16 protein-coding genes are annotated in these 22,457 nt (G+C 61.4%); 10 read left to right on the top strand and 6 right to left on the bottom strand.

Annotated features, from left to right (window positions below; genetic code table 11):
- Positions 1 to 78 precede the first annotated feature (78 nt).
- Complete coding sequence (gene gudD / locus P9239_RS02685; RefSeq protein WP_309748959.1) at positions 79 to 1,428, top strand: glucarate dehydratase; 1,350 nt, start codon at positions 79 to 81, stop codon at positions 1,426 to 1,428.
- Between the two features lie 49 nt (positions 1,429 to 1,477).
- Here the strand turns inward: gudD and hmpA are convergent, their stop codons facing one another.
- Positions 1,478 to 2,692, bottom strand: coding sequence for an NO-inducible flavohemoprotein (gene hmpA, locus P9239_RS02680; RefSeq protein ID WP_309748958.1), 1,215 nt, complete (start codon positions 2,690 to 2,692; stop codon positions 1,478 to 1,480).
- 284 nt (positions 2,693 to 2,976) lie between these two features.
- On the opposite strand from hmpA, the gene P9239_RS02675 reads away from it, so the two are divergent.
- Positions 2,977 to 5,235 carry a filamentous hemagglutinin N-terminal domain-containing protein gene (locus P9239_RS02675; RefSeq protein ID WP_309748957.1) on the top strand — a complete coding sequence of 753 codons (2,259 nt, stop codon included), beginning with the start codon at positions 2,977 to 2,979 and terminating at the stop codon, positions 5,233 to 5,235.
- A 30-nt stretch (positions 5,236 to 5,265) separates the two neighbouring features.
- On the opposite strand, the gene P9239_RS02670 is transcribed toward P9239_RS02675, so the two are convergent.
- Together P9239_RS02670 and P9239_RS02665 are read right to left on the bottom strand one after the other, a co-directional pair.
- A complete protein-coding gene (locus P9239_RS02670; RefSeq protein ID WP_309748956.1) occupies positions 5,266 to 7,164 on the bottom strand; it encodes an EAL domain-containing protein in 1,899 nt (632 codons plus the stop codon).
- A 39-nt stretch (positions 7,165 to 7,203) separates the two neighbouring features.
- Entirely contained in the window at positions 7,204 to 8,784 is a 1,581-nt protein-coding gene (locus P9239_RS02665; protein ID WP_404980160.1) for a methyl-accepting chemotaxis protein, read from the bottom strand.
- A 308-nt stretch (positions 8,785 to 9,092) separates the two neighbouring features.
- Between P9239_RS02665 and P9239_RS02660 the strand changes: the two genes are divergently transcribed.
- Positions 9,093 to 10,202 carry a helix-turn-helix domain-containing protein gene (locus P9239_RS02660; RefSeq protein ID WP_309748955.1) on the top strand — a complete coding sequence of 370 codons (1,110 nt, stop codon included), beginning with the start codon at positions 9,093 to 9,095 and terminating at the stop codon, positions 10,200 to 10,202.
- A 24-nt stretch (positions 10,203 to 10,226) separates the two neighbouring features.
- Here P9239_RS02660 and P9239_RS02655 read toward each other — a convergent pair whose 3' ends face one another.
- Entirely contained in the window at positions 10,227 to 10,865 is a 639-nt protein-coding gene (locus tag P9239_RS02655) for a LysE family translocator (protein ID WP_309748954.1), read from the bottom strand.
- 425 nt (positions 10,866 to 11,290) lie between these two features.
- Between P9239_RS02655 and P9239_RS02650 the strand changes: the two genes are divergently transcribed.
- From P9239_RS02650 to P9239_RS02640, 3 genes are read left to right on the top strand one after another with little or no spacing between them, the layout of a single operon-like run.
- Entirely contained in the window at positions 11,291 to 12,451 is a 1,161-nt protein-coding gene (locus tag P9239_RS02650) for an MFS transporter (RefSeq protein ID WP_309748953.1), read from the top strand.
- Positions 12,452 to 12,493: 42 nt separating this feature from the next.
- Positions 12,494 to 14,233 (top strand): histidine kinase famiy protein, encoded by a 1,740-nt coding sequence (locus P9239_RS02645; protein ID WP_309748952.1) that lies wholly within the window; start codon positions 12,494 to 12,496, stop codon positions 14,231 to 14,233.
- Positions 14,223 to 14,624: a response regulator gene (locus P9239_RS02640; protein WP_309748951.1), complete on the top strand. Its 402-nt coding sequence runs from the start codon at positions 14,223 to 14,225 to the stop codon at positions 14,622 to 14,624. The genes P9239_RS02645 and P9239_RS02640 overlap by 11 nt, the downstream gene beginning before the upstream one ends.
- A 22-nt stretch (positions 14,625 to 14,646) precedes the next feature.
- On the opposite strand, the gene P9239_RS02635 is transcribed toward P9239_RS02640, so the two are convergent.
- Entirely contained in the window at positions 14,647 to 15,813 is a 1,167-nt protein-coding gene (locus P9239_RS02635) for a prolyl oligopeptidase family serine peptidase (protein WP_309748950.1), read from the bottom strand.
- A 371-nt stretch (positions 15,814 to 16,184) separates the two neighbouring features.
- On the opposite strand from P9239_RS02635, the gene P9239_RS02630 reads away from it, so the two are divergent.
- Together P9239_RS02630 and P9239_RS02625 are read left to right on the top strand one after the other, a co-directional pair.
- Complete coding sequence (locus P9239_RS02630; RefSeq protein ID WP_309748949.1) at positions 16,185 to 16,880, top strand: phosphatase PAP2 family protein; 696 nt, start codon at positions 16,185 to 16,187, stop codon at positions 16,878 to 16,880.
- A gap of 626 nt (positions 16,881 to 17,506) precedes the next feature.
- Entirely contained in the window at positions 17,507 to 18,598 is a 1,092-nt protein-coding gene (locus P9239_RS02625) for a lipopolysaccharide biosynthesis protein (RefSeq protein ID WP_309748948.1), read from the top strand.
- 103 nt (positions 18,599 to 18,701) lie between these two features.
- Here the strand turns inward: P9239_RS02625 and P9239_RS02620 are convergent, their stop codons facing one another.
- Positions 18,702 to 19,631: an ATP-grasp fold amidoligase family protein gene (locus P9239_RS02620; protein WP_309748947.1), complete on the bottom strand. Its 930-nt coding sequence runs from the start codon at positions 19,629 to 19,631 to the stop codon at positions 18,702 to 18,704.
- Positions 19,632 to 20,130: 499 nt separating this feature from the next.
- Here P9239_RS02620 and P9239_RS02615 point away from each other — a divergent pair, with 499 nt between their 5' ends.
- Positions 20,131 to 21,306, top strand: coding sequence for a glycosyltransferase (locus P9239_RS02615; RefSeq protein WP_309748946.1), 1,176 nt, complete (start codon positions 20,131 to 20,133; stop codon positions 21,304 to 21,306).
- Positions 21,307 to 21,540: 234 nt separating this feature from the next.
- Positions 21,541 to 22,452 carry a LysR family transcriptional regulator gene (locus tag P9239_RS02610; protein WP_309748945.1) on the top strand — a complete coding sequence of 304 codons (912 nt, stop codon included), beginning with the start codon at positions 21,541 to 21,543 and terminating at the stop codon, positions 22,450 to 22,452.
- Positions 22,453 to 22,457 lie beyond the last annotated feature (5 nt).

The raw sequence follows: 22,457 nt of genomic DNA, 5'->3' as shown, positions 1-22,457 counted from the left end.
TGCACGCCGCGACTATGCAAGCAGAAAGCGCCGCCTGATGGCGCACATTGTTCAAATCAACCGATGGTAATTTCGCTCATGTCCATGACCTCGACCGCCGCCAACGCGACGCCTACCGTTACCGAATTGCGCGTGATCCCTGTCGCGGGCCGCGACAGCATGCTGCTGAATCTGTCGGGCGCGCATGCGCCGTTCTTCACGCGCAATATCGTGATCCTCAAGGACAGCGCGGGCCATACGGGCGTCGGCGAAGTGCCGGGCGGCGAGAACATCCGCAAGACTATCGACGACGCGCGTTCCATCGTCGTCGGCGCATCCATCGGCAACATGCAGGCCGTGCTGAACCGCGTGCGCACGCAATTCGCCGATCGCGACGCGGGCGGTCGCGGCCTGCAAACCTTCGATCTGCGCACGACCATTCACGCCGTCACCGCGCTCGAAGCGGCGTTGCTCGACTTGCTCGGCCAGCACTTGGGCGTGCCGGTCGCGGCGCTGCTCGGCGAAGGCCAGCAGCGCGACGAAGTGGAGATGCTCGGCTATCTGTTCTATGTCGGCGACCGCAACAAGACGGACCTGCCTTACGCGTCCGGCGAGAGCGGTCAAGACGACTGGGAGCGCCTGCGCACCGAAGTCGCGCTGACGCCTGAAGCGGTGGTGCGTCTCGCGGAAGCGGCGCAGGCGCGTTACGGCTTCAACGACTTCAAGCTTAAGGGCGGCGTGCTCTCGGGCGATGCGGAAATCGAGGCCGTGACCGCGCTCGCGGAACGGTTCCCGGATGCACGCGTGACGCTCGATCCGAACGGCGCGTGGTCGCTAGCCGAAGCCGTTCGTCTCTGCCGCGACAAGCACGACGTGCTCGCCTATGCGGAAGACCCGTGCGGCGCGGAAAGCGGCTATTCGGGGCGCGAAGTGATGGCCGAGTTCCGCCGCGCCACGGGCCTGCCGACCGCGACCAACATGATCGCGACCGACTGGCGTCAGATGGGCCACGCCATTCAGCTGCAATCAGTGGATATTCCTTTGGCCGACCCGCATTTCTGGACGATGCAAGGCTCCGTGCGCGTCGCGCAAATGTGCAACGACTGGGGCCTCACATGGGGCTCGCATTCGAACAATCACTTCGACGTGTCGCTCGCGATGTTCACGCATGTGGCCGCCGCCGCGCCGGGCAAGATCACGGCTATCGACACGCACTGGATCTGGCAGGACGGCCAGCGTCTCACGCGCGATCCGCTGAAGATCGTGGGCGGGAAGGTGAAGGTGCCGGCCGCGCCGGGTCTGGGCGTCGAACTGGATATGGACGAGATCGAGAAGGCGCACGCGCTCTATCTGGAGCACGGCCTCGGCGCGAGGGATGACGGCATCGCCATGCAGTATCTGATTCCGAACTGGAAGTTCGACAACAAGCGGCCCTGTCTCGTGCGTTGAAGCGGTTGAGCAACGTGCCGGTGCGCGCGCCGGCACGTTGCGCGCTGCGTCATTCCGCGAAGAGGTCAGGACCGAAGACCTCGTAGTGGATTCGCGCCTCTTGGATGCCCAGCGTGCGCAACGTATCGTGCTGCAAGCGCATGAACGGAATCGGGCCGCAGATGTAGTAGTCCGCTTGGGGAAGAAGAACCTGGTCCTTCAGATCATTGAGATCGATGAAGCCGCGCCGGTCGTAGTCGTCGCCTTGTACATCCGTCGGCAAGGGATCGTCGTAATACACCACTGCCTTGAAATTGGGCTGGGTCGCAGCGGTCTGCTTCAGGCGGTCGCGCATGGCGTGAACCGCGCTGTTACGCGCGCCATGCACGAACACCACTTGCCGATGCGGATTCTGAATCGCGCGTTTGAGCATGCTGACCATCGGCGTGAGACCCACGCCGCCGCTGATAAGCACGATGGGCGTCGTGGCATCGACATCGATATGAAAGGTGCCGTAGGGTGCCGCGATCATGATCTCGTCGCCCACTTGTACACGTCGATGCAGCAGCGAGGACACATATCCCGGTGGCCGCGTGGCGTCGCCGTCTTCTCGTTTGACGGAAATGCGATACGTGCGCCCGTTCGGCATGTCGGACAGGCTGTACTGTCGAATCTGGCGGAGCTTGAGCGCGGGCACGTCCACCGCCACGCTCACGTACTGTCCCGGCTCGAAGTTCATGACGGGCTGACCGTCGGCGGGTTCGAGCACGAACGATGTAATGACACTGCTGTCCGGGCGCTTCTCGCTGACGACGAAGCGTCGCCATCCCGTCCAGCCGCCCGCAGCCTCGGACGACTTTTCGCGTAGCACCTTCTCCATGCCGATCAACAAATCGGCGAGGTTCTGATAAGCCTGCGCCCACGCGCCGATGATGTCGTCCGTCGCGGCGTCGCCGAGCACGTCCTTGATCGCGCCGAGCAGATGTTCCCCGACAATCGGGTAATGCTCGGGCCGCACGTCGAGGCTCGCATGCTTGTTCGAGATGTTCCTGAGTACGGCGGCGAGGCTTTCGGGATGCTCGATGTTCTCCGCATACGCATAGACGGCGCGCGCGAGCGCTGTTTGCTGTTCGCCTTGTTCCTGATGCGCCATGTTGAAGACGTTTTTCAGTTCAGGATGTGCGTCGAATAGCCGGATGTAGAAGCGTTTGATGATGGGCAAACCGTGTTCGGCGAGGACAGGTGCCGTCGCCTTGACGATGTCTTTGGTTTCTTGACTGAGCATGACATTCTCCGTCGATAGTTCGACCATTCTCATCGAGCAACCGTCATACCCTTGAATCTTCCATCTTCCTTACTAGCGTCTCACTCGCAATGTTACGTACTGCTTTGCTTGCGCATAAGAAGAGCGCATGATGAGTGGACGACGCTGACCTTCGACATAGCTTCGACGTAAGTAAGCGGAGACTCGACATGCGCACCGATCCCTCATTAACGCAGAGCCGGACAAGATCGGCTCAGGCAACGGCGCTTGGCCGGGCCACGATCTTCGTGCTCGGAACAGGCCTCGTGCTTGCCACCCGCGTCTGGGCGGCGGGGCCGTTGCCGAGCGGCGGGCAGTTCGTCGCCGGGGCAGGAGCGATATCTTCCGCAGGCTCGCGCATGACGGTCACGCAGACGACATCGCGGGGCGTCATCGACTGGTGCGATTTCTCTATCGGCAGGAACAATTCGGTCGTCGTTCAGAACGGGACGGGCGCAACGCTGAGTCGCGTGACGGGGGCGCAGCAGTCCGTGCTCAGCGGATCGCTGAGTGCGACCGGCAGCTTCTATCTGATCAACCCGCAGGGCGTGGTGATCGGCCCGGGCGGGGTCGTCACGACGGGCGGACGCTTCGTCGCCTCCGCGCTCGATGTGGGCAACAGCGCGTTCATGGCAGGCGGCCCGCTGACGTTCAGCGGCGGCGGCGCGGGCGTGGTCGTGAACCTGGGCAAGATCAGTTCGACGGGCGGCGACGTGTTCCTGATCGCGCGCAAGCTCGTCGCGAACGGTGGCACGATAAGCGCGCCTTCCGGCTCGGCGGAACTCACGGCCGGCGATCAAGTGCTCATGCACGATTCCACCGGCATGCCGCAGACATTCGTGCAGTCGACGGGCAGCCGCGGCGATGTCGTGGACAAGGGAACCATCGCGGCGGCGCAGATCGCCCTGCAGGCCGCCGATGGCAACGTCTATGCGCTCGCGGGCCATACGACGGCACTGCGCGCGACCGGCGTCGCCACGCGCGACGGTCATGTGTGGCTCGTCGCGAACAACGGCACGGCGCATGTCCACGGGCGCATCGACGCGACGAATGTCGACGGCACCGGCGCAACGGTGGATACGACAGGCGCGGCACTGCGCGTCAGTCACGCGGACGTGCACGCGGCCAACTGGAACCTCACCGCACCCGTGTTCGATGTCGGCCGGCTGACGACCGACGCGTTCGTTCGGACATTGAATCAGGGCACGTCGGTGACGCTCAATGCTTCGCAGGGCGACATCGTGATGCAACGCTCACTGCAATGGACCGGCGACGCTTCGCTCACGCTAAGCGCCATGCATTCCATCACGGTCGGCAAAGGGGCTACGTTCGCCAATACCGGCAACGCGAACCTGACCTTGCGTGCCGACTCGGCCGGGCAGAACAACGGCGGCAGTGTCACCAACTCCGGCGTGATCGACTGGTCGAAGAGTACAGGACTCGTCGCCATCTATCGCGACAACAATGGGCAGTACGTGCCGGGCCAGACATTCACCAATCCGGCGTGGGCGGCCCCGCTTTACAGCGGCGTGAAGAGCCAGATTTCGAGCTACGTGCTGGTCAATTCACTCACCGACCTGGAGAACATGTCGAAGGATCTCAATGGCTCGTACGCGCTTGGCCGAGACATCGACGCGAATACGCCCGGCGGCTATATGCAGCCGATCGGCGCGGGTACCGCGAGCGGCTTTACCGGCCAACTGGACGGCCTCGGACATGGGATCGAGAACGTGTCGGTACTCACGGAAGACTTCGCCGGCAAGGCGACGGGTCTTTTCACTACCATCGGCAACGCGGGCGTGGTGCGTAATCTGAAGCTCACGAATGAGAACGTGACGGTGTATTACGACACCGCTGGCGCGCTCGCAGGGCAGTCGTCCGGACTCGTCTCGAACGTCGTCGCCGATGGCAGAGTGATGGACTTGTCCGTAGCAGGCATGCCGGTTGGCGGCCTGATCGGAAACAACTCGGGCGTGGTGTACCGGGGAGGCAGCGCGGTGTCGGCGGCAACGGAATCCGATGCCGGTGGCCTTGTCGGGGTCAATAGCGGAACGATCCTTCAGTCGTACGCAACCGGCGGTGCGGGTGGAGGTTCGCGGGCGGTAGGCGGCGGGCTCGTCGGAGACAACTCGGGATCGATCAAGCAGTCGTACGCGGCGACCGGATTCGTCGGCGGCGGGGGCGGCGCGGGCGGACTCGTCGGATACAACTCCGGGTCCATCGAACAATCGTTTGCAAGCGGTCCCGTGGATACTTTTTTCCAGCCGCTTTATCGCGCCGGCATCGCCGTGTTCAACAGCAACACGAGCAAGATCGCGAGCGACGTCTTCTGGGATGTACAGTCGACGCGACAAACGTCCGAGATCGGTTCCGCGACGCCGGTCGGTGTTGCCAACGGCTTGACGACAGCGCAAATGAAGAATCCGGCGAGCTTCGGCCCGACATGGGATTTCGGCGCTGGCGGAACGTGGGTGATCCTGCCGAACGACACGCATCCGATTTTGCGGTGGCAAGTGGCGCACTAGCGGCGCGCACGCAACGAAGGCGACGCCGCTTCAGACGGCTGCGGAACTGCGCAGATACGCATCGACGCTGGCGGCGGGCATCGGCTTCGAAAAGTAATATCCCTGAATGGCCGCGCCGCCGAGTTCGCGCACTATCTGCAACTGGTCCTTCGTCTCGACGCCTTCGATGATGCACGTCACGCCGAGGTCATGACATAGCGTGATCAGCGACCGCACGATGTTCCTGCTTCGCGGGTTCGCCCCGATATCGCTGATGAAGCTCTTGTCGATCTTGAGCTTGTTGAAGGGCAGGGCGTGTACATAGCTCAGACTCGAATAGCCGGTGCCGAAGTCGTCGAGCGATATGCGCACGCCGACTTGCTGAAGCAGCGCCATGTTCGCGTTCGTCTGCGCGAAGCTGTGCAGCAACGCGGTTTCCGTCAGTTCGATGGCCAAGCGATGCGGCGAAACGCGGCTCGCCTTGATGATCTCGATGAGCTTGCGCGTGCGCACTTCGCTCGCAATATCGTAGGGCGAGACGTTGAACGAAAGATCCACGTCTTCCGGCCAGCGCTCGGCTGCCGCAAGCGACTTTTTCAGCAGAATGGGCGTGAGGTCCGCAATGATGCCGGCCTGTTCCGCGACGGGAATGAAGGTGCCCGGCGGCACCGCGCCGAGCACGGGGCTATTCCAGCGCGCGAGGCTTTCCATCGCGAGCGTGCGTTTCGTCGATGCATCGACGATAGGCTGAAACACCGGATAGAACTCGTCGGCAAGGTTCGCGCCGCGCAATGCCTGCTCGACCGCGCCTTGCTCTTTCAGCAGTTGCTCGTGCTCGAGCGAAAACATGACCGAGCGCGAACGCCCCGAACGCTTCGCGTGATACAGCGCATAGTCGGCGCGTTCATAAAGCAGATCGGCCGTCGCCGCCGCGCGAGGATACATCGCAAAGCCGATTGAGCATCCGACCGATGTCACGAGGCTGCCGGCAGTGATCGGCCTGCTCACCGCCTGAATGATCGCGTCTGCCGATGCGCGCAGCGAGGCTTCGTCCGCATCCACGACGATAAACGCGAACTCGTCGCCACCGACGCGCGCGAGCAACGCGGCGTCCGTCGTCATGCGCCCGATGCGCCGCGCGATCTCGGCGAGCACGTGGTCGCCCACGCGATGCCCATGCGTGTCGTTGACGGGCTTGAAGCCGTCGAGATCGACGACGCCCACGGCCACGCTGCGCTTCGTCGCTGCTGCATCCGCAATCGACGATTGCAGTTCCTCGAAAAACTGCCGGCGATTCGGCAAGCCGGTGAGCATGTCGAGGTTGGCGAGCCAGACGTTCTCCTTGCTCAACGCCGCTGTTTCGGCCTCCGAACGAATCAGGTTCGCAAAATCGCGCTGATAGCCGAACATGACGTAGCTCATCAGCGCGACGGTGATTGCGATATCGACCGCCGATGCCGTCGCGCCGAGGCCGCCCATGCTGAGCATGAATCCGAGGAAGGGCAGCATCATCGCAAACGCGACGAGCGCCGCCGCAGTACGGAGGTGCATGAGGCAAAAGAAGCCCGCCATCGTGGAAGCGACGATCTGCATCAGGATGAAGTACTTCGCGTGAACGTCGGCGTACTTGAAGAGCATCACGTCCACGCCCATCGCGAAAAGCGCGCTGACGATCAGCACGGTCGTCGCGCGGGCGAGATGGCGGCGCGCTTCTCCATCGGTCACTGCGTCATGGCGATGCACGATCCACCACCACCCGCGCCACACGAGCAGCACGATGAAGAGCGCGGGCATGCCGAGCGCGAGCCACGCCGGCGCGCGGTGGCCGAACACGAACATCACCGACAACATCGTCACCACGATCGATGCGTAGAACGGTGGAATCTTGGCGGCGAACGACCGGAACTGCGCGGTGGCGACGCCGGGCGGCGTCTTTATCTCATGGTGCACGGCTTCCTCTCAGTGGCTTTTCCGCGTGCCGCGCGTGCCTCATGCGCCGGCATGTTCGATGCGGAACTGCGACACCGTCTGCGAAAGATGCCGTCCCTGATGATCGAGCGCCTGCGATGCCGCAGCCGCCTGCTCGACGAGCGCGGCGTTCTGCTGCGTAACGCGGTCCATCTGCGCGATCGCCTGATTGACCTGTTCGATGCCGCGGCTCTGTTCGCCCGTCGCCGCCGCGATCTCGTCCATGATGTCCGACACGCGGCGCACCGCGGTCATCACGTCGCTCATGGTCGTGCCCGCGTCCTGCGCCATCGCGAAGCCCGCTTCGACCTTCGCCACGGACGCGCCGATCAGCTCCTTGATTTCCTTCGCCGCATGCGACGAACGCTGCGCAAGCGAGCGCACTTCGGAGGCCACCACCGCGAAGCCGCGCCCTTGCTCGCCCGCGCGCGCGGCTTCCACCGCCGCGTTCAGCGCGAGAATGTTGGTCTGAAATGCGATGCCTTCGATAATGCCGATAATGTCCGCGATCTTCATCGAGCTTTCGCTGATGGCGGTCATCGTCTCGACGACGCGCGTCACGACGGCATTGCCCTGCTGCGCGACGTGCGATGCATTACTCGAGAGCGTGCTCGCCTGCTGCGCGTTGTCGGCGTTCTGGCGGACGGTCGACGTGAGTTCTTCCATGCTGGCCGCCGTCTCCTGGAGCGACGACGCCTGTTCTTCCGTGCGCGACGAAAGGTCCGCGTTGCCCGACGCGATCTGCATCGAGCCTGTCGCGATGTTATCGGCTGCCGTGCGCACTTCGCCGATCAGCGCGACGAGGCTCTTTTGCATCGCATCCATCGAGGAGAGCACGCTGCCTGCGGGCACGGCGTGCGTCATCGCCACCGGGCTCAGATCGCCCGACGCCACGCGCTGCGTGATCTCCTTGAGCACGGCCGGTTCCGTGCCGAGCGCGCGCGTGAGCCCGCGCGTGATGATGACGCCCGCAGCCACCGCAGCCGCGACCGCCGCGAGACAGATCGCGGCGAGGATGTCGCGCTGCGTCGAATAGTGGTCGTGAGCATCGGCCACGAGTGCCTCGGCGCGCTGGTGCGTATAGTTCGAATAGGCGTCGGTGGCGCTCACGAGCGCGGCCAGCAACGGGCGGCAGTCTTCGTTGATCTTGCGCACGGCTTCCTCTTCGCGGTGCTCGGTCGCGAGATTCACGATGGCCTGGGCCACCGGCGCATACAGTGCTTCGACGCGGTTGATCTCGGCGACGAGCGCGCGCGCCTGCTCGGTCGTATCGGTCGCCGACGCGATCATCGCGTTGAGCTTCGCCAGATGTGCGGAGACGTCCGCCTGTGCCTGAGCTTCGGCCGCTTTTTCCAGATCGAAATCGGCGGGCGTAGTCACGAGCGCCATGTTGCGCGCCGCGATTGCGCGCCGGTCCACCGCTTGGCGCATCTGCTCGGCCATCCTGGCACGGGCGTTGATACCGTCGACAAAGCCGAAGAAACGCTGGTTCGCGTCGCCCAGCGCGATGATGGACACCGCCGATACGATCAGGACGACGCCCGTTAGAAGCGTGAATGACAAGGCCAGTTTTGCCTTCACCGACAAAGTTTTGAGGTTCATAGCGTTCTTATGTGTTCGCCGTGGTCTTCGGCGCCGCAGGCGTTGTGTGCCAGCGTCGTTTTATTGGAATTTCCCGTTTTTACCAATTGTCGAGGTCTTGTCAAAGCGGCGCTTGGAAGCCATAATTACCATATGCGACACAAACGCATGGTAATTGCGACCGAAGTCCGTTAAAGACAGCGAAATGGCGTATTAAGCGTAGAATTAACTGACGAATCGCGCAAGCGAATAATTCCATTTCTATCAATTTCGGCGATTCTGCTGTTATCTGAGGGCAGCTATCGTTTGCGCCTCATCGCAAGGACCTTATGTCAGAGCAAGACGATCCCATCCTCACCACTCGCGACGTTGCGGCGCTGCTCGGCGTTTCGGTGAAAACTGCGCAGACGTGGATCGAGCAGGGACAAATCGAGTCGTGGAAAACGCCGGGTGGCCACCGGCGTGTGCGCGCGAGCGCAGTCGATCAACTGCGTGAGCAGCTCGGCAAGCGGCGTCACGTGTCGACCAACCCGGAAAGCGCCGTCGCGCTCGTCGTCGCGTCGGGGGCCGCGTTACCGGCGTATCTCGATGCGGTGGCCGCTGCGGGCTTGCGCGGCATCGGCCAGAGCGATCCGCTCAACGCCATGCTCGACGCGGGCATCGCCATGCCGGCCGTCATCGCGGTCGAATTGACGCGTGGCGACTGGGAGCGCCTGTCGATGTGCCGGCGGCTGCTGCAATCGCGCGATCTCGCACACATGCGCATGTTGATCGTCACCGACATGCCCGCCGCGCAAGTCGAGGCCGACGTGGGCGCCATGGCGCGCGTCACGTTGCTGTCCGCGCCCGCCGACAAGCCGTCCTTCGCGGCTGCGCTTGCTGCCTGTCTCGCGCTCACGCCTTCGGATCATCGCGACGAGTCGCCTTATCCGGTTGCGGACAACGAAGCGGCGCGGCTGCGGGCGGTCGAACGCACCGGGCTCGTCGATTCGCCGGCCGAGCCCGAGTTCGACGAAGTCGTGCAGCTCGCGGCCGAAACGCTTCGCGTGCCGATCAGCCTGATGACCGTGCTCACGCTGGACCGTCAATGGTTCAAGGCGCGCTGGGGCCTGAACGCGCAGGAGACGCCGCGCCCCTGGGCGTTCTGCAACTTCACGATCATGCAGAACGACGTGTTCGTGGTCGAAGATGCAGCCGCCGATCCGCGCTTCGCTGCCAATCCGCTCGTCGTGGGCGAGCCGCGCATTCGCTTCTATGCGGGCGCACCGTTGCGCGATGCAGAAGGCAATGCGCTCGGCGCGCTATGCAGCATCGACCGGCAGCCGCGCGTCATGGACGCCGCGCAGAAACGGCGGCTCGTCAATCTGGCTGCGCTTGCGTCGGACAGGATCGCGGTCGCCATGCGCAAGCGGTCGGATCGCTGGAACCGGAGCGCGTGACCACGCGGCTCGCGGGTGCCACGTCTACGTACGCGATGTGAGCAGGCGGATTCCCGCGGCGCCAAACGCGAGCGCGAGGCATACGTTGAACTGGCGTTGCATGCGTGCGTAGATGCGGCGTGGCGTTGACATCGAAAACAGCACCGCGTATGCGCTGAACACGCTCATTCCGATACAGAGGCAGCCCGCGACGACAGTGAGCATCTGCATGGGTGGCTTGCCCGGCGACGAACCCAGTGCGGCGACGGACATCCACACGAAAATTGCTTTCGGATTCGTGAGGTGCAGCAGCGCCCCGCGTGCGTAGAGCCGTCGTGCGCTGTGTTGCGGCACATGCCTTGAAGCGCCGCTCGCCGTGGGACGCCACGCCGACCAGGCTGACTTCGACGCGAGCCAGAGAAGATACACGCCGCCGCCGATCTTCAATGCAGTGAGGAAGCCCGAGTAGGCGGTGAGCGCCGCGGAAAGCCCCAGCGCGGCAAGCACGGCCCACGTCAGGGAGCCGGACGTCACGCCCATTGCGAACGCCAACGCTGCGCGCCTTCCGGATGTGCTCGCGATCGACATGATCGCCAGGTTGCTCGGGCCGGGGCTCGCCGTTCCGACGAGGTAGGCCGACCACGCGAGCAGGACGTTTGCGCTGAAGAAGGTCTGTGGGGTCATGTTTATGTCTCATCCGGATTCACCGAGTGTTCCGCACGTTATGCGCCTTGGAACAGAGACAATCTCGTGCCATCCATACGGGCCAGTTCGGGCGGCGCGCGGCAGCGTGACCGGATGGTTTTGGTGCCGGCCAAGCCGTAACGGAAGATCTGACCGTCACTGAACGATGATTCGGTGTCCGGTCCACTGTAGTCACCAGCAGTCCCGACGCGCACCCTAGCAGTGCGTTCCCTCGATCACGCCGCGCAGCGCGCCGAAAGGCAAGCCTCGTGACAGGCTGGCATGGCACGTGCGACTGCGGTTCGACGCGCGGATCGAGTGGCCGGGGCAGTGCGCCTATCGGCTCCTTGGCGCCGGCTTGAACGTGTCGTCCGTGCACGAGGTGTGCTCAAGGACGCGCATCTTCGTGAATCAATTGAGTATGCATGCCCGCTTATCTCGCACTCGCACTGGTGTTCATGATCAACATGGCGGGCACGACACTGCCCACGGCGATCTATCACGACTACCAGAAGACGTTCGGTTTCGGTCCGGCGACCATCACGGTCATCTTCGCGTCGTATGCGGCCGGCGTGCTCGGCGCGCTGCTGACCATGGGAAGCTGGTCGGATCAACTCGGGCGCAAGCGGATGCTGATAGCGGGTCTTGCGGCTTCTGCCGTGTCCGCATTGACGTTTCTTTTTGCCGACGGCCTCGTCATGCTTCTGGTCGGACGCCTCGTCTCGGGCATCTCGGCCGGCATCTTCACAGCGACGGCCACGGTCGCGGTGATCGAATCGACGCCGGCCGATTCGCGTTCTAAAGCGATGCTTGCCGCGACATCATCGAACATGCTCGGGCTCGGACTCGGCCCTGTGCTGAGCGGCGCGCTCGTCGAATTCGCGCCCTGGCCGATGCGCCTTTCATACGTCGCGCATATGGCTTTGCTGGTGCTTGCTCTACTGTTGCTGTTCCGCGTGCCTGAGACCGTGCGCGTGAGCTCACACCCGAAGCTGCACATGCAGCGGATCGCGCTGCCGCGTGAGGTGCGCGCCGCGTTCGTGCCCGCGGCGCTGTCGGGGTTTGCCGGATTCGTCGTCGTGGGTTTTTTCACTGCCGTCTCGCCTCAACTGATGCGCAACGTGCTCGACTACCACAGCAGTGTGTTGATCGGCCTCGCCGTATTTCTCATCTTCGTCTGCTCGGCGATCGGACAGGCGGTCGAAAAGCGCATAGCGCAAGCGTGGCGGCAACGCGTCGGATGCGTCGCGCTCGTCGTCGGCCTGGTCTTGCTGGCGCTGTGCGCATGGCGGCACTCGTCCACTGCGTTCGTCGCGGGGACCGTGCTGTGCGGAATCGGGCAGGGAATCAGTTTCAGGGCGGCATTGGGCGAGTTGTCCAATCGCAGTCCAGCCGAGCGCAAGGCCGAAGTGACCGCGGCGTTCTTCGTGGTGCTTTACGTGGCAATCTCTCTGCCCGTGATAGGACTCGGCGTCGCTGTGCAGAGCATGGGTATCGCGCACGCGACGATGATGTTCGCGGCCATCACAGTCGTCATCGTACTCATATCGCTTGCGCTGTTGCAGCGCGTCGAGCGAGTGCGTTGATGCGGAAGGACAGAGCCTAAACACACAATCTGGCGAATCAACATGGCACAGGGCAGCGACAAGGACGAAGTTCTGAACAAGCGAAGCGATGACCAAGGCGATGGTCAGAGCATCGGCCGTCCGGCAGACGGCGAACTCGAAGGCAGTGCGTACTCGCCCTTGGGCAATCCTGGAGTCAGACATTGGCAGGCAAGCCAGATCTCTCGCCCGGGGCTGGACGACCGGGGCAACATCTTCTTCGCTGCAGTGGAGATGACGCGGATGCCCATGGTCGTGACCGATCCCAATCAGCCGGACGACCCGGTCGTTTTTGTGAATCGTGCCTTTCTCGATCTGACCGAATATACCGAGGAACAGGTGCTCGGACGCAATTGCCGGTTCTTGCAGGGCCCGGAAACGGATGCGCGTACTGTCACAGAGATCCGTAACGCCCTCCGTGAGCAACGGGCGGTCGCAGTGGATGTTCTCAACTACAAGGCTAGCGGGAAGGCTTTCTGGAACGCGTTGTTCATCGGTCCTGTGTTCAACGAGGAAGGCAAGCTGCTGTATTGGTTCTCCTCGCAGATGGACATCACGCGACGCCGCATTTCCGAGCAATCGTTCCTGCAAGCGCAGAAGATGGAGGCGATCGGGCAGTTGACCGCCGGCCTGGCGCATGACTTCAATAACCTGCTGCAGATCATCACGGGGAATCTGGAGTTGGCGGCGGCTTCCCTCGACGACAGGCAGGGAACGCGCGAAGCCATTGGGCGTGCCATGTCCGCCGGAGAAAAGGCGGGCAAGCTGACTCAACAACTACTCACTTTCGCTCGCAAGCAGCGTCTTGAGCCGAGACAGCTCAATCTCAATACGCTGGTTGTCGAATTCAGCGAGATGCTGGTCAGAACCCTCGGCGACAAGATCGATCTTCACCTCGACCTCAAGCCCGGCTTGCCGGCGTGCACCATCGATGCCACGCATATGGAAATGGCGTTGCTGAATGTGCTCATCAATGCGCGCGACGCCATGCCCAAAGGTGGAAGGGTCACGGTCGCAACGTCCGTCATCAACGATAGCGAGCGCATTGAGGCGCATAACCTTCAGCCTGGCACGTATGTCGTGATCTGCGTGATCGACCATGGTGAAGGCATGACGCCGGACGTGGTGAGGCGAGCGACAGAGCCGTTCTTCACGACAAAGGGACCGGGCACGGGTCTCGGCCTTGCAATGGTTCATGGGTTCGTGCAGCAGTCCCACGGCCGGCTCGAAATAGACAGCACGCCGGGACACGGAACGACCATACGCATGATCTTCCCGGTCGTCAGTCAACCTGAAAAGGACAACCCCAGCCAGAATGGCGAAAAGTCACTGAATTGGAGTACTGACGCCATTCTCGGAAAGCATACTGTCCTGGTAGTGGACGACAACCGAGACGTCCGCGAACTCGCTTTTGGCCACCTGCAAAAGCTGGGATACCGCGTGCTGTCCGCGCAAAGCGGCGAGGAAGCATTGAGGGTGATCGAGCGATATGGCGATGTCGATCTGCTATTCACCGACATCATCATGCCCGGGGGAATGAACGGCTTGCAGCTGGTTGAGCGAGTGCGGGAGAGAAAGCCCGATATTGCGGTGCTGCTCGCTACCGGCTATATGGATCAGCTTCCCGCCGCCAATGTGTCAGCAGGGTCCATTACTACGCTCACGAAGCCATATCGGGTGAGTGACCTCGCCGAGCAAGTGCGCGCATCGCTGGAAAAGAAGGTACCGCCTCAGGCAGTCGAAGATTTCCGCCATGAAGGATGAAAAGCCAGCGAAGCATGTATTGATCGTCGATGACGAAGTCGCGATCGCTTATGTTTTCCAACGTTACTTCGAGCTTCGCGGATTCCAGGTTTCTGCGGCCTATGATGGAGGCAGCGCGCTCGCCATTGGCCAAAGCGAAGCGATCGATGCGTTGGTGACTGACTTTCGTATGCCGGGCATGAACGGACTCGAACTCATCGACCGTCTGAGGCAAACGGCTCCGTGTCTGCCCGCTGTCATCGTATCGGGTTTCAGCAGTGAGATCGGTGCCGGTCTGCCCGGCGTGCGCGTCCTCGGCAAGCCTGTCGAACCGACGCATGTTGTCGAAGCCGTGAGAGAGATGCTCGCTGATGCGGATACTGTCCGGTCTCTAAAAGGCGCTGACGGCTAGGGTGCGTCGTGGTCGTTGGGCGCTATGGCCGGCCTGTCACGCGTTGCACCATGGCATACAGCACTGACATCTGCAAACCGCTCTTGACCGCATAGTTCGGGTCGTATTGATTCGAGTAGCCCCACCAGTCGAAGCATCCGTTCGGATTCGTAGGCCCCGGCGCGGATGACGCGATGGTGTCGGGATAAACGACGACCAGTTTGTTCGTGTCGGCCCATTCGTTTATACCGGCCTCGGTGACCCAGCGGTTGCCGATCAGGGACTCCTGTTGCAAACAACCATGCATTGCCAGCACCAGTCCGCATTGCTCACCTCTGGCGCAGGCGCCAGGGACAAAGACGGTTCCTGTCGAACTCATCGAGAGGTTCGGCGACGCCCCGAATTCTGTCTGGTCGAACGTAAGCAAAGCACCCGACAGCTTGCCGTCGTTACGCGGTCTCAATGGGCCGATGAACATAGTCAGCCACGTCTTCACTGAATCGTAAGTTGCGCCGGCGGTTGCGCAGCGCACCATGTACGGGCTTCCGAGCGTGCCGCATGCCAGTTCGCCATCGGGCGATTCCCAGCCGTGCGCTGCAGGGTAGGCGTTGTCGAAGTGAACCGTGGCGCCATAGTGCCGGTACTCGGAACGCAGGTCAGCCATCTCGAGCGGGTTGACGACCTGATCCTGCGTTCCGGACCACAGGTAGACCGGTTGTCCGCGCAAGTTCGTCGACGAGTCGATGGTGCCGAGTGCAGACTGCGTGTCGAGGTAAGTCTCGGACGCAGTGAGCGTGCTGCTATAAGACGCCTGATTTGTTGGAAGCGTCAGGCCGCCGCAGTTCGCCAAAGCTGTCGCCGCGCCTCCGACGCCTGCGCACCAATACACTCCGCCGGCATAGACAGCTGCGCCTTTGAAGGTGGAAGAGTGAGCCACGTGCATTTGTACCGCCGCAAAGCCGCCAGACGAGATCCCGGCGACGAAAACCTTGTTCGGATCGATCTTGTAGCGCTGAAGTCTGACCGTCGTGGTCGGGGGTGATGCGTCTTTGCGAGCGGCGTTGCCCGCAACGGCTGAAGCGTTGGCGGGTGCTGACCGATGCGAAGCACTGGCATCGGTGCCGTCCGACTCGCCGGCGCCGCACGCGGTGAGGCAAAGCGCCAACGCGACTGCCGAGGCGCGCGGCATTGCTGATGCGGTAGTTTTCATTCCCCTGTCTCCCTCAACGGCGTTATGCTTCAGCTAAGAGTCGCCTCGCTAATGAAGGCTGTTTTTATAGGGTTATTTCGCAAAAACCGAGCCTAACTCGGGCACGCTACAACAGGAACTCGTGCGGCTTTGTTTGCGATGCGATTGCCCCGCCGCGCGCTAGAGACCTGAAAGCGCGTCGATTGAATCAACGCATGAAACACTGAGGTAGAGGTCCTCCGGATGCGGACCCAAGCGTTCCATGAGTTGAACGTCGAGGTATGCGTGGCCGCGGTGCCGGTTGTGATCCGCTGCTAGAGATTGCACCAACAGCCTCGCGTGCGGTTCAATTACCGGTACGCCGAAAAACTATAACGAAGAAGGAGAACCGCGTGAACGCCTTCGACTCGTCGATTCAAACTTATCTGCTTCATATCGCTCCTTCATCGAGCGTCTTTGCTCACGCAGTCGGTGTCATTGCCGAGTTCTATGTTTTCAAGGGCGTTCTTCCGCTCGCAATCGTGTGGGCAATATGGTTCCAGCCGGGCAGTTCGCTCGAATACCGTCGGGAAACGGTCGTCGCCATCCTGGCGTCGGCGCTCGTCGCCTTTATCGTTGGACGGCTTCTCGCGCTGGCCTTGCCGTTTCGTCTGAGGCCTATCTTCGACCCGAGCCTTGGCCTGACCTTTCCGGGTGCGGACCACGCCGGCAGCCATCTGCGGCTATGGAGTTCGTTTCCAAGCGACCATGCAGCACTGTGGATGTCGTTAGCGGTCGGCATCTTCATTGTCTGGCGATGGATCGGTGTCTTAGCGATCGTGCAGTGCGTGTTATTCATCTGTGCGCCGAGGGTGTACCTTGGGCTGCACTATCCCACTGATGTCATTGCGGGCGCGATGATCGGCGCGTTAGTTGTCGTGCTCATGACGCGCGCTCCGATCAGGACGCGATTCGCGCCTCACGTCGTGCGATTTATGAATCGCCGGCCGGGGATCGCCTACATGCTCGCCTTCGTTCTGTTCTTCGAGCTCGCCACCATGTTCGACGAACCGCGATCGCTCATCATTTCGCTCTATAAGGCGATGTAGTTCGCCGACGCTCAATGACGATGTTCCGTCGCGTCGCTACGTCGGGCGTCGGGCCGGCGCGGCGTGTCGCACGCCAAATCAATCAGGTATTAGTTCATACAATTAGCGGCTATCCGGGCTTTTGCCTGGCGCTGCACGTCAAACACTTGTCCCAGCTCGGAAGAGATCCACACCGCTACAGCAAAGAAATGACGGTGCTGTGTCCTCCTACATGAAACCCGCATTCGGAACTTTGTTCCTATTGATTTGCCTGCGGTCGCATTTTTTTCTGAAATGTGTGTTTACAGTCATCTCGTAAGACGTTAACCTTGCTTCCGTACTGACCGATTCGGCAAAGGATGCTTCGAACCACGAGGCGAACGTTTCCGGTTCGGTAACTAGTACCTTGAGTCTGTTGCATCGATGACTAGCAGTCGGTGCGGTCCCGGGCTCTCCTGGCAGGCAATCGTTTGCTGCCGTCAGTGTCATCGTGATCGGACGAGAGACACGAAGCGACGGCCGATTCAGCGTAGCGAACTGTCCTGTCTTCCAGTAAGCGAAACCGTTCCTGGTTGCCGGCATGTACCGCCGACAACCGACCTCAAACCTGCGGGCGAATGCTCGCCCGTTAGTACTGCCAAGTGATCATGAACAACAATCAAGCTTTGCAATCCCTGAAATCCCTGGCTAAAACCAAGGCTGCTACGCTGGCCGCCGCAGTCGTCGTGAGCGCGTTGCTCGCCGCTTGTGGCGGCGCTGGCGAGAGTGCCGTCGATGCCGCAACGGACAAGGCCGCCGATACACCGCAGGCGACCGAGAAGGCCGCGACCAGCAGCTCGATTTTCTATGGTGTGAATGGCCACATCACGAACGGCGGCGCGTATGACAGCACCGCGTATGCAACGCAACTCGCGCAATTGCAGAACCTGGGCGTGAAGATTTTCCGCAACGACGTGTACAGTCAGGCTTCGGCGAAGGTTCTCGCGACCGTCGCCAAAACGTTTGCCGCAGGTGGGGTGCAGGTCTATCCGGTCATGATGCTCGGCCTGAACTACAACAGCGAGCAGGCAGCGTACAACGCTGGCTACACGATGGGCCAGCAGACGGCGCAGACGTACAACTACACGTACTATGAAGTGGGCAACGAACTCGAAGCCCGCACGCTCGCCGGCAACTACGACGGCAATGTCTGGAACCAGTACAACAATCAGCCGTTCACCATTGCGCGCGGCGTGATCCGCGGCATGATCGCCGGCGTGAAGTCCGTCAACAGCTCGGCGAAGATCATCGTCGACGGGACGTGGAAACACACCGCATTTTTCCAGATGCTCGCCGACGGCTCACAGCCGGACGGCACGCACGGTCACCCGACCGTCAACTGGGACATCACGGCATGGCATTGGTATTCGGACCAGGGCGACATGACTCACGCCTGCGGCAACACGGGCTGCCACGACGTCCTGGGCGTGCTGGCCTCGCTCGGCAAGCCGGTGTGGATCAACGAGTACGGCGTGCGCCCCACGTACGGTACGTATTCCGCGATCGCGTCGTATATGACCGGCAGCATGATGATGCAGCAGTTCTACAACAACGCGTCGAAGTACAACATTCAGTCGATCCAGGCTTTCGAACTCTATGACGACAGCGAAGGCGATTACGGCCTGATGCAGAGCGACGGCAAGACGCAAAAGCCGGCTTTCACCGCAGTCAAGAGCTTCATCGCGACTCACCCGAAGTAAGCAAGTCGAAAAGGGCCTCCGGGCCCTTTTTCTTTTTCAGAGCCTTCGTGTTTGGGCTGCCGTCGCGCGGTTGCATCACAAGCAATCGCCTATGGCCGGGAACTTACGGTTGTTGAAAGGCCCGTGCCCGGCCATCGCTGCGGCAATTCTCACTCGCAGGCTTGTGGGTGAGATCGAGCAGACGGCCCCACTCGTAGTCGATTCTGTCGGGGCCCATCGGCAGTACGCCTGCACCGGGTGTGAACGTTAATTCCCCAAAGTAGATCTTGTCCTTCAGCGTGTACAGGTCCACGCGCACGTAATCGAAGTCTCGTGCGAGCGCGGCTGCGGTCGAGAGCAACGCATCCAGGTTCTCGGGGCGAGGCACCGGTGCCGGACTTTTTTTATATTGACCGAAGGTGATGTCCTGAACTTGCCAGTTCGTATCGAAGACGTCGCCTCGCGGTACGGCTCCGAAACGATCCGAGATCACGAGCACATAGATGATGGGCTTGCCCGACCTCGGGTTGAAGACGTGAAACTTGAGGTCCGCCGGCACCACGCCAGACTCATCGAGCAGCAGTGTCTCGAAGAATATGCGCGGTTCGATTTCGCGATAGTGCCGCTCACGCGCGACGCGATAAAAATCAGTCGATAGCCACTGTTGCGCCAGTTTAGAAAGCTCTTCGAAAGAGGTCCGCGTTTTGTCGCGCACGACTTCGACGAAACCGCTTCCGTGATTCGCCTTCATCACGAAGGAAGAAGGAAGACTGTCGAACACCGCTCGCGTGAAATGCGGCGGATCGGCGATGAGCGGGATCAGATGTTCAGGGCCGATCCTTTCAGCGACGAAGTCGCGAACGGCCAGCTTGTCGCTCAACTTCACATATCGCGGATCAGGCGAGAGGCAGCGCCGCAGAATATGCTCGTTGAACGTCGCCGGGTGCCGCAGGTTCGGGAAACGTCCAATCCGTCTACGGTGGACCACGCTCAGGAACAGTTCGTCAGGCAAGCACGCTTTTGCGCTTTCGATCAACGTTCTTGCAAACGGCATCCGCAATTCTCCCTTCAACGGCCATACGAAATCATTCGGGCGGAACGCGCCGGACGAAGTCCGACGTTTCACACAGCTTTTTCACTTCCGTAATCGTGTTGGTACGACGCATTCGCCGCTGTTCGGCGCCGCACACCCGCTGTCACTGCACGGTACGATTTGCGGGTGACGCACGGTGAAGCAACGCCCGGGCCTAAGTTTTGCATCAAACCAGCGCGTATACGCGGATTGGGTTATAACCGCCCACTGACAAGCGCACGCATCGACGCGTCGCGCTGAGGCGCAATCGCTTCCACCCACGCTTGGCATCTACTTCGTCGCTGTGACTCGCAACGTGAACAAAGCGGCGTTGAATCAAAGTGGCTACACGATCTCTAATGCGACGGCTTGTCGTGGCGCAGCGATCACCAGGGAACAGTGCGCAAGCGTCGCCGACGGTCATATTTAGCGTCGCGTCTCAACCCGATAATCAACTGACGAATCTTCGAGGACAGTCTCAATGCGTTTGGGCATCTATTGCGATTCAGGTATCAACGGTGGGCACGAAGAGATGCTCAAGCGGCTGATGCTGGCGCTCGCATCAAGCAAGCATCTGGATACCTTGCACATTCTGGTGCCGAATTCAAACGCGCTGCTTTACGGCTACGTCACCGAGCTGGCTCGCGACAATGAGAAGGTTCGCGCAGTTGCATTGCCGTTCACATCGGAGTCGCTGAAGGACAACCGCTTGACGCTTCTGCCGGCGATCCGGTCGACTGCAGCAACGCTGCGCACGCTTAAGATCACCAAACTGATCGTCGCTCAAGGGACCATCGTATCGGGTCTCGCGGGATTGTTCGCCGGCCGTTACGCTCGCGTGCCTACAGTAAGCTATCTTCCACTCGTCGATGATCCGCCGCTGCGCGCCGGGATGACAGGAAAGGCGAAGTGGATGGCCAAGCGCGTGTTGTATCGCATGCCGAACGAATTCATTACGCTGAACGAGCACCTGCAGGGCAAGCTCCAGCGACTTGCTCCGCATGTGCGGTCGATGATTCTGGAGAACTGCGTCGATGACCGCTTTAGCCGCACAGGGCTCACGAAGAGTGCCGCGCGCGCGACACTCGGTCTGCCTGACGACGGCACGACCATCATCGCCCAAATCGGTCGAATCAACTTCGATCAGAAGCGCCAGGATTTTCTGATGCGCGTGATCGAGAGCAACCCGGATGCGTTCGAGAACGCCCTTGTGCTGGTCGTTGGCGAAGGTCCGGATGCCTCGCGTCTGGCTGCCATGGTGAACGCGAGTCCTATCCTGTCGTCACGCGTGCGTCTAGTCGGTCCGCGAAGCGATGTGCTGCCGTATATCGTTGCTAGCGATACGCTGGTGTTGCCGTCAGCGTTCGAAGGCGTGCCGCTCGTGATGATCGAAGCGGTCCTCGCGGAGCGGCCGATTGTCGTCTCGCGCGTGTCCGGGCTCGATGCGTATATGCCCGATGCGCTGCTTTTCCCGCCCGACGACGCGAATGCATTTATCCAGCGCATTCTGGCCGCGCCCAATTTCTCGATGAGCGTGCTCGCCAGCGATTTTCGCCGCCGCTTCTCGCGCGAAGTGTTCGACGCGCAAGCTCAGAAGATAGTGACCGCTGCGCCGACGCAATCGGACGCATTAGATCTTACTTCGACGCTCACATGATGCTGCGTCCATGCGGCGACAAGAGGGCGATTAGTTAGATATACGTACGGACGGAGTAGACGGCCGTCGTAAGCGCGCAATGCGCGATCTGAAGCGTGATCCGCATCGAGATTCAGCCGGCACTCCCACGGTCTGTGCCGGAGTGCAGCGCATACCCGTGCAATTCCCGGTATGACAACACTCCGGCGCTGGCTATGATGCTGGCTTCGAATCCGCTTACGCTCGCATTGCCACATGAAGGACGAACGCCTCGTCGAAATGAGGATCTTCAAGGCCGTCGCCGAAACGGGCGGCTTCACAGCCGCGGCGCTCATGCTCGACCTCCAGCAGCCGTATGTCAGCCGCGCCGTCTCAGCTCTGGAGAAGCGTTTGGGCGTGGCGTTGCTCAGGCGCTCCACGCGACGTCTACAGGTCACTCAGGAAGGCCACCAGTATCTCGCGCTGTGCAGGCGCATTCTCGAAGACATCGATGTCGCCGAAGCACAGCTCTCGCGCGCCGGTCAGCATATGACCGGCGGCATTCGCGTGACGGTGGCAACGTCGTTCGGCATGGATCAGATCGTGCCGCTCATTCCCGGCTTTCTGGAGCGCTATCCCGGACTTCGGGTTCGACTGTCGCTGTCCGATACGCTCGCGGATGTCATCGGCGAAGGATTCGATGTTGCAATCCGCATGGGCAGCTTGCAGGACTCGAATCTCGTCAGCCGCAAGCTGTGCCATCTTCAGCGCGTGGTAACGGCCTCGCCTTCCTATATCGCGCGTCACGGTGTACCGCTGGTGCCGGCGGACCTTGCGACCCACAACTGTCTCATGTGGGAACCGCCCATGGATCATCTGAATCATTGGCCATTCATGATCGACGGCGAGCGCACATCCATGCTCATCAACGGCAATTTCCAGACAAGCAGTGGGGTGAGTTCGGTCTACATGTGTCTCGCCGGAGTCGGCATCACACGCATGGCAGAGCATATGGTGCTGCCTTCGATTCGCAGCAACATGCTCGTGCCGCTCCTGACGGACTTTCAGCCGAGCGACGAGACAGCGATCTATGCGCTCTATCCGCGCGATTCGTCGCTTCATCCACGGGTACGGGCGTTCATCGACTACATCGGTGAGAAGCTCGAGCGGCCGCCGTGGGCCGCCTGAGCGAT

The organism is Caballeronia sp. LZ062 (genome assembly GCF_031450785.1).
Lineage (GTDB): Bacteria > Pseudomonadota > Gammaproteobacteria > Burkholderiales > Burkholderiaceae > Caballeronia.
This window is presented reverse-complemented; position numbering and strand designations above follow the sequence as displayed.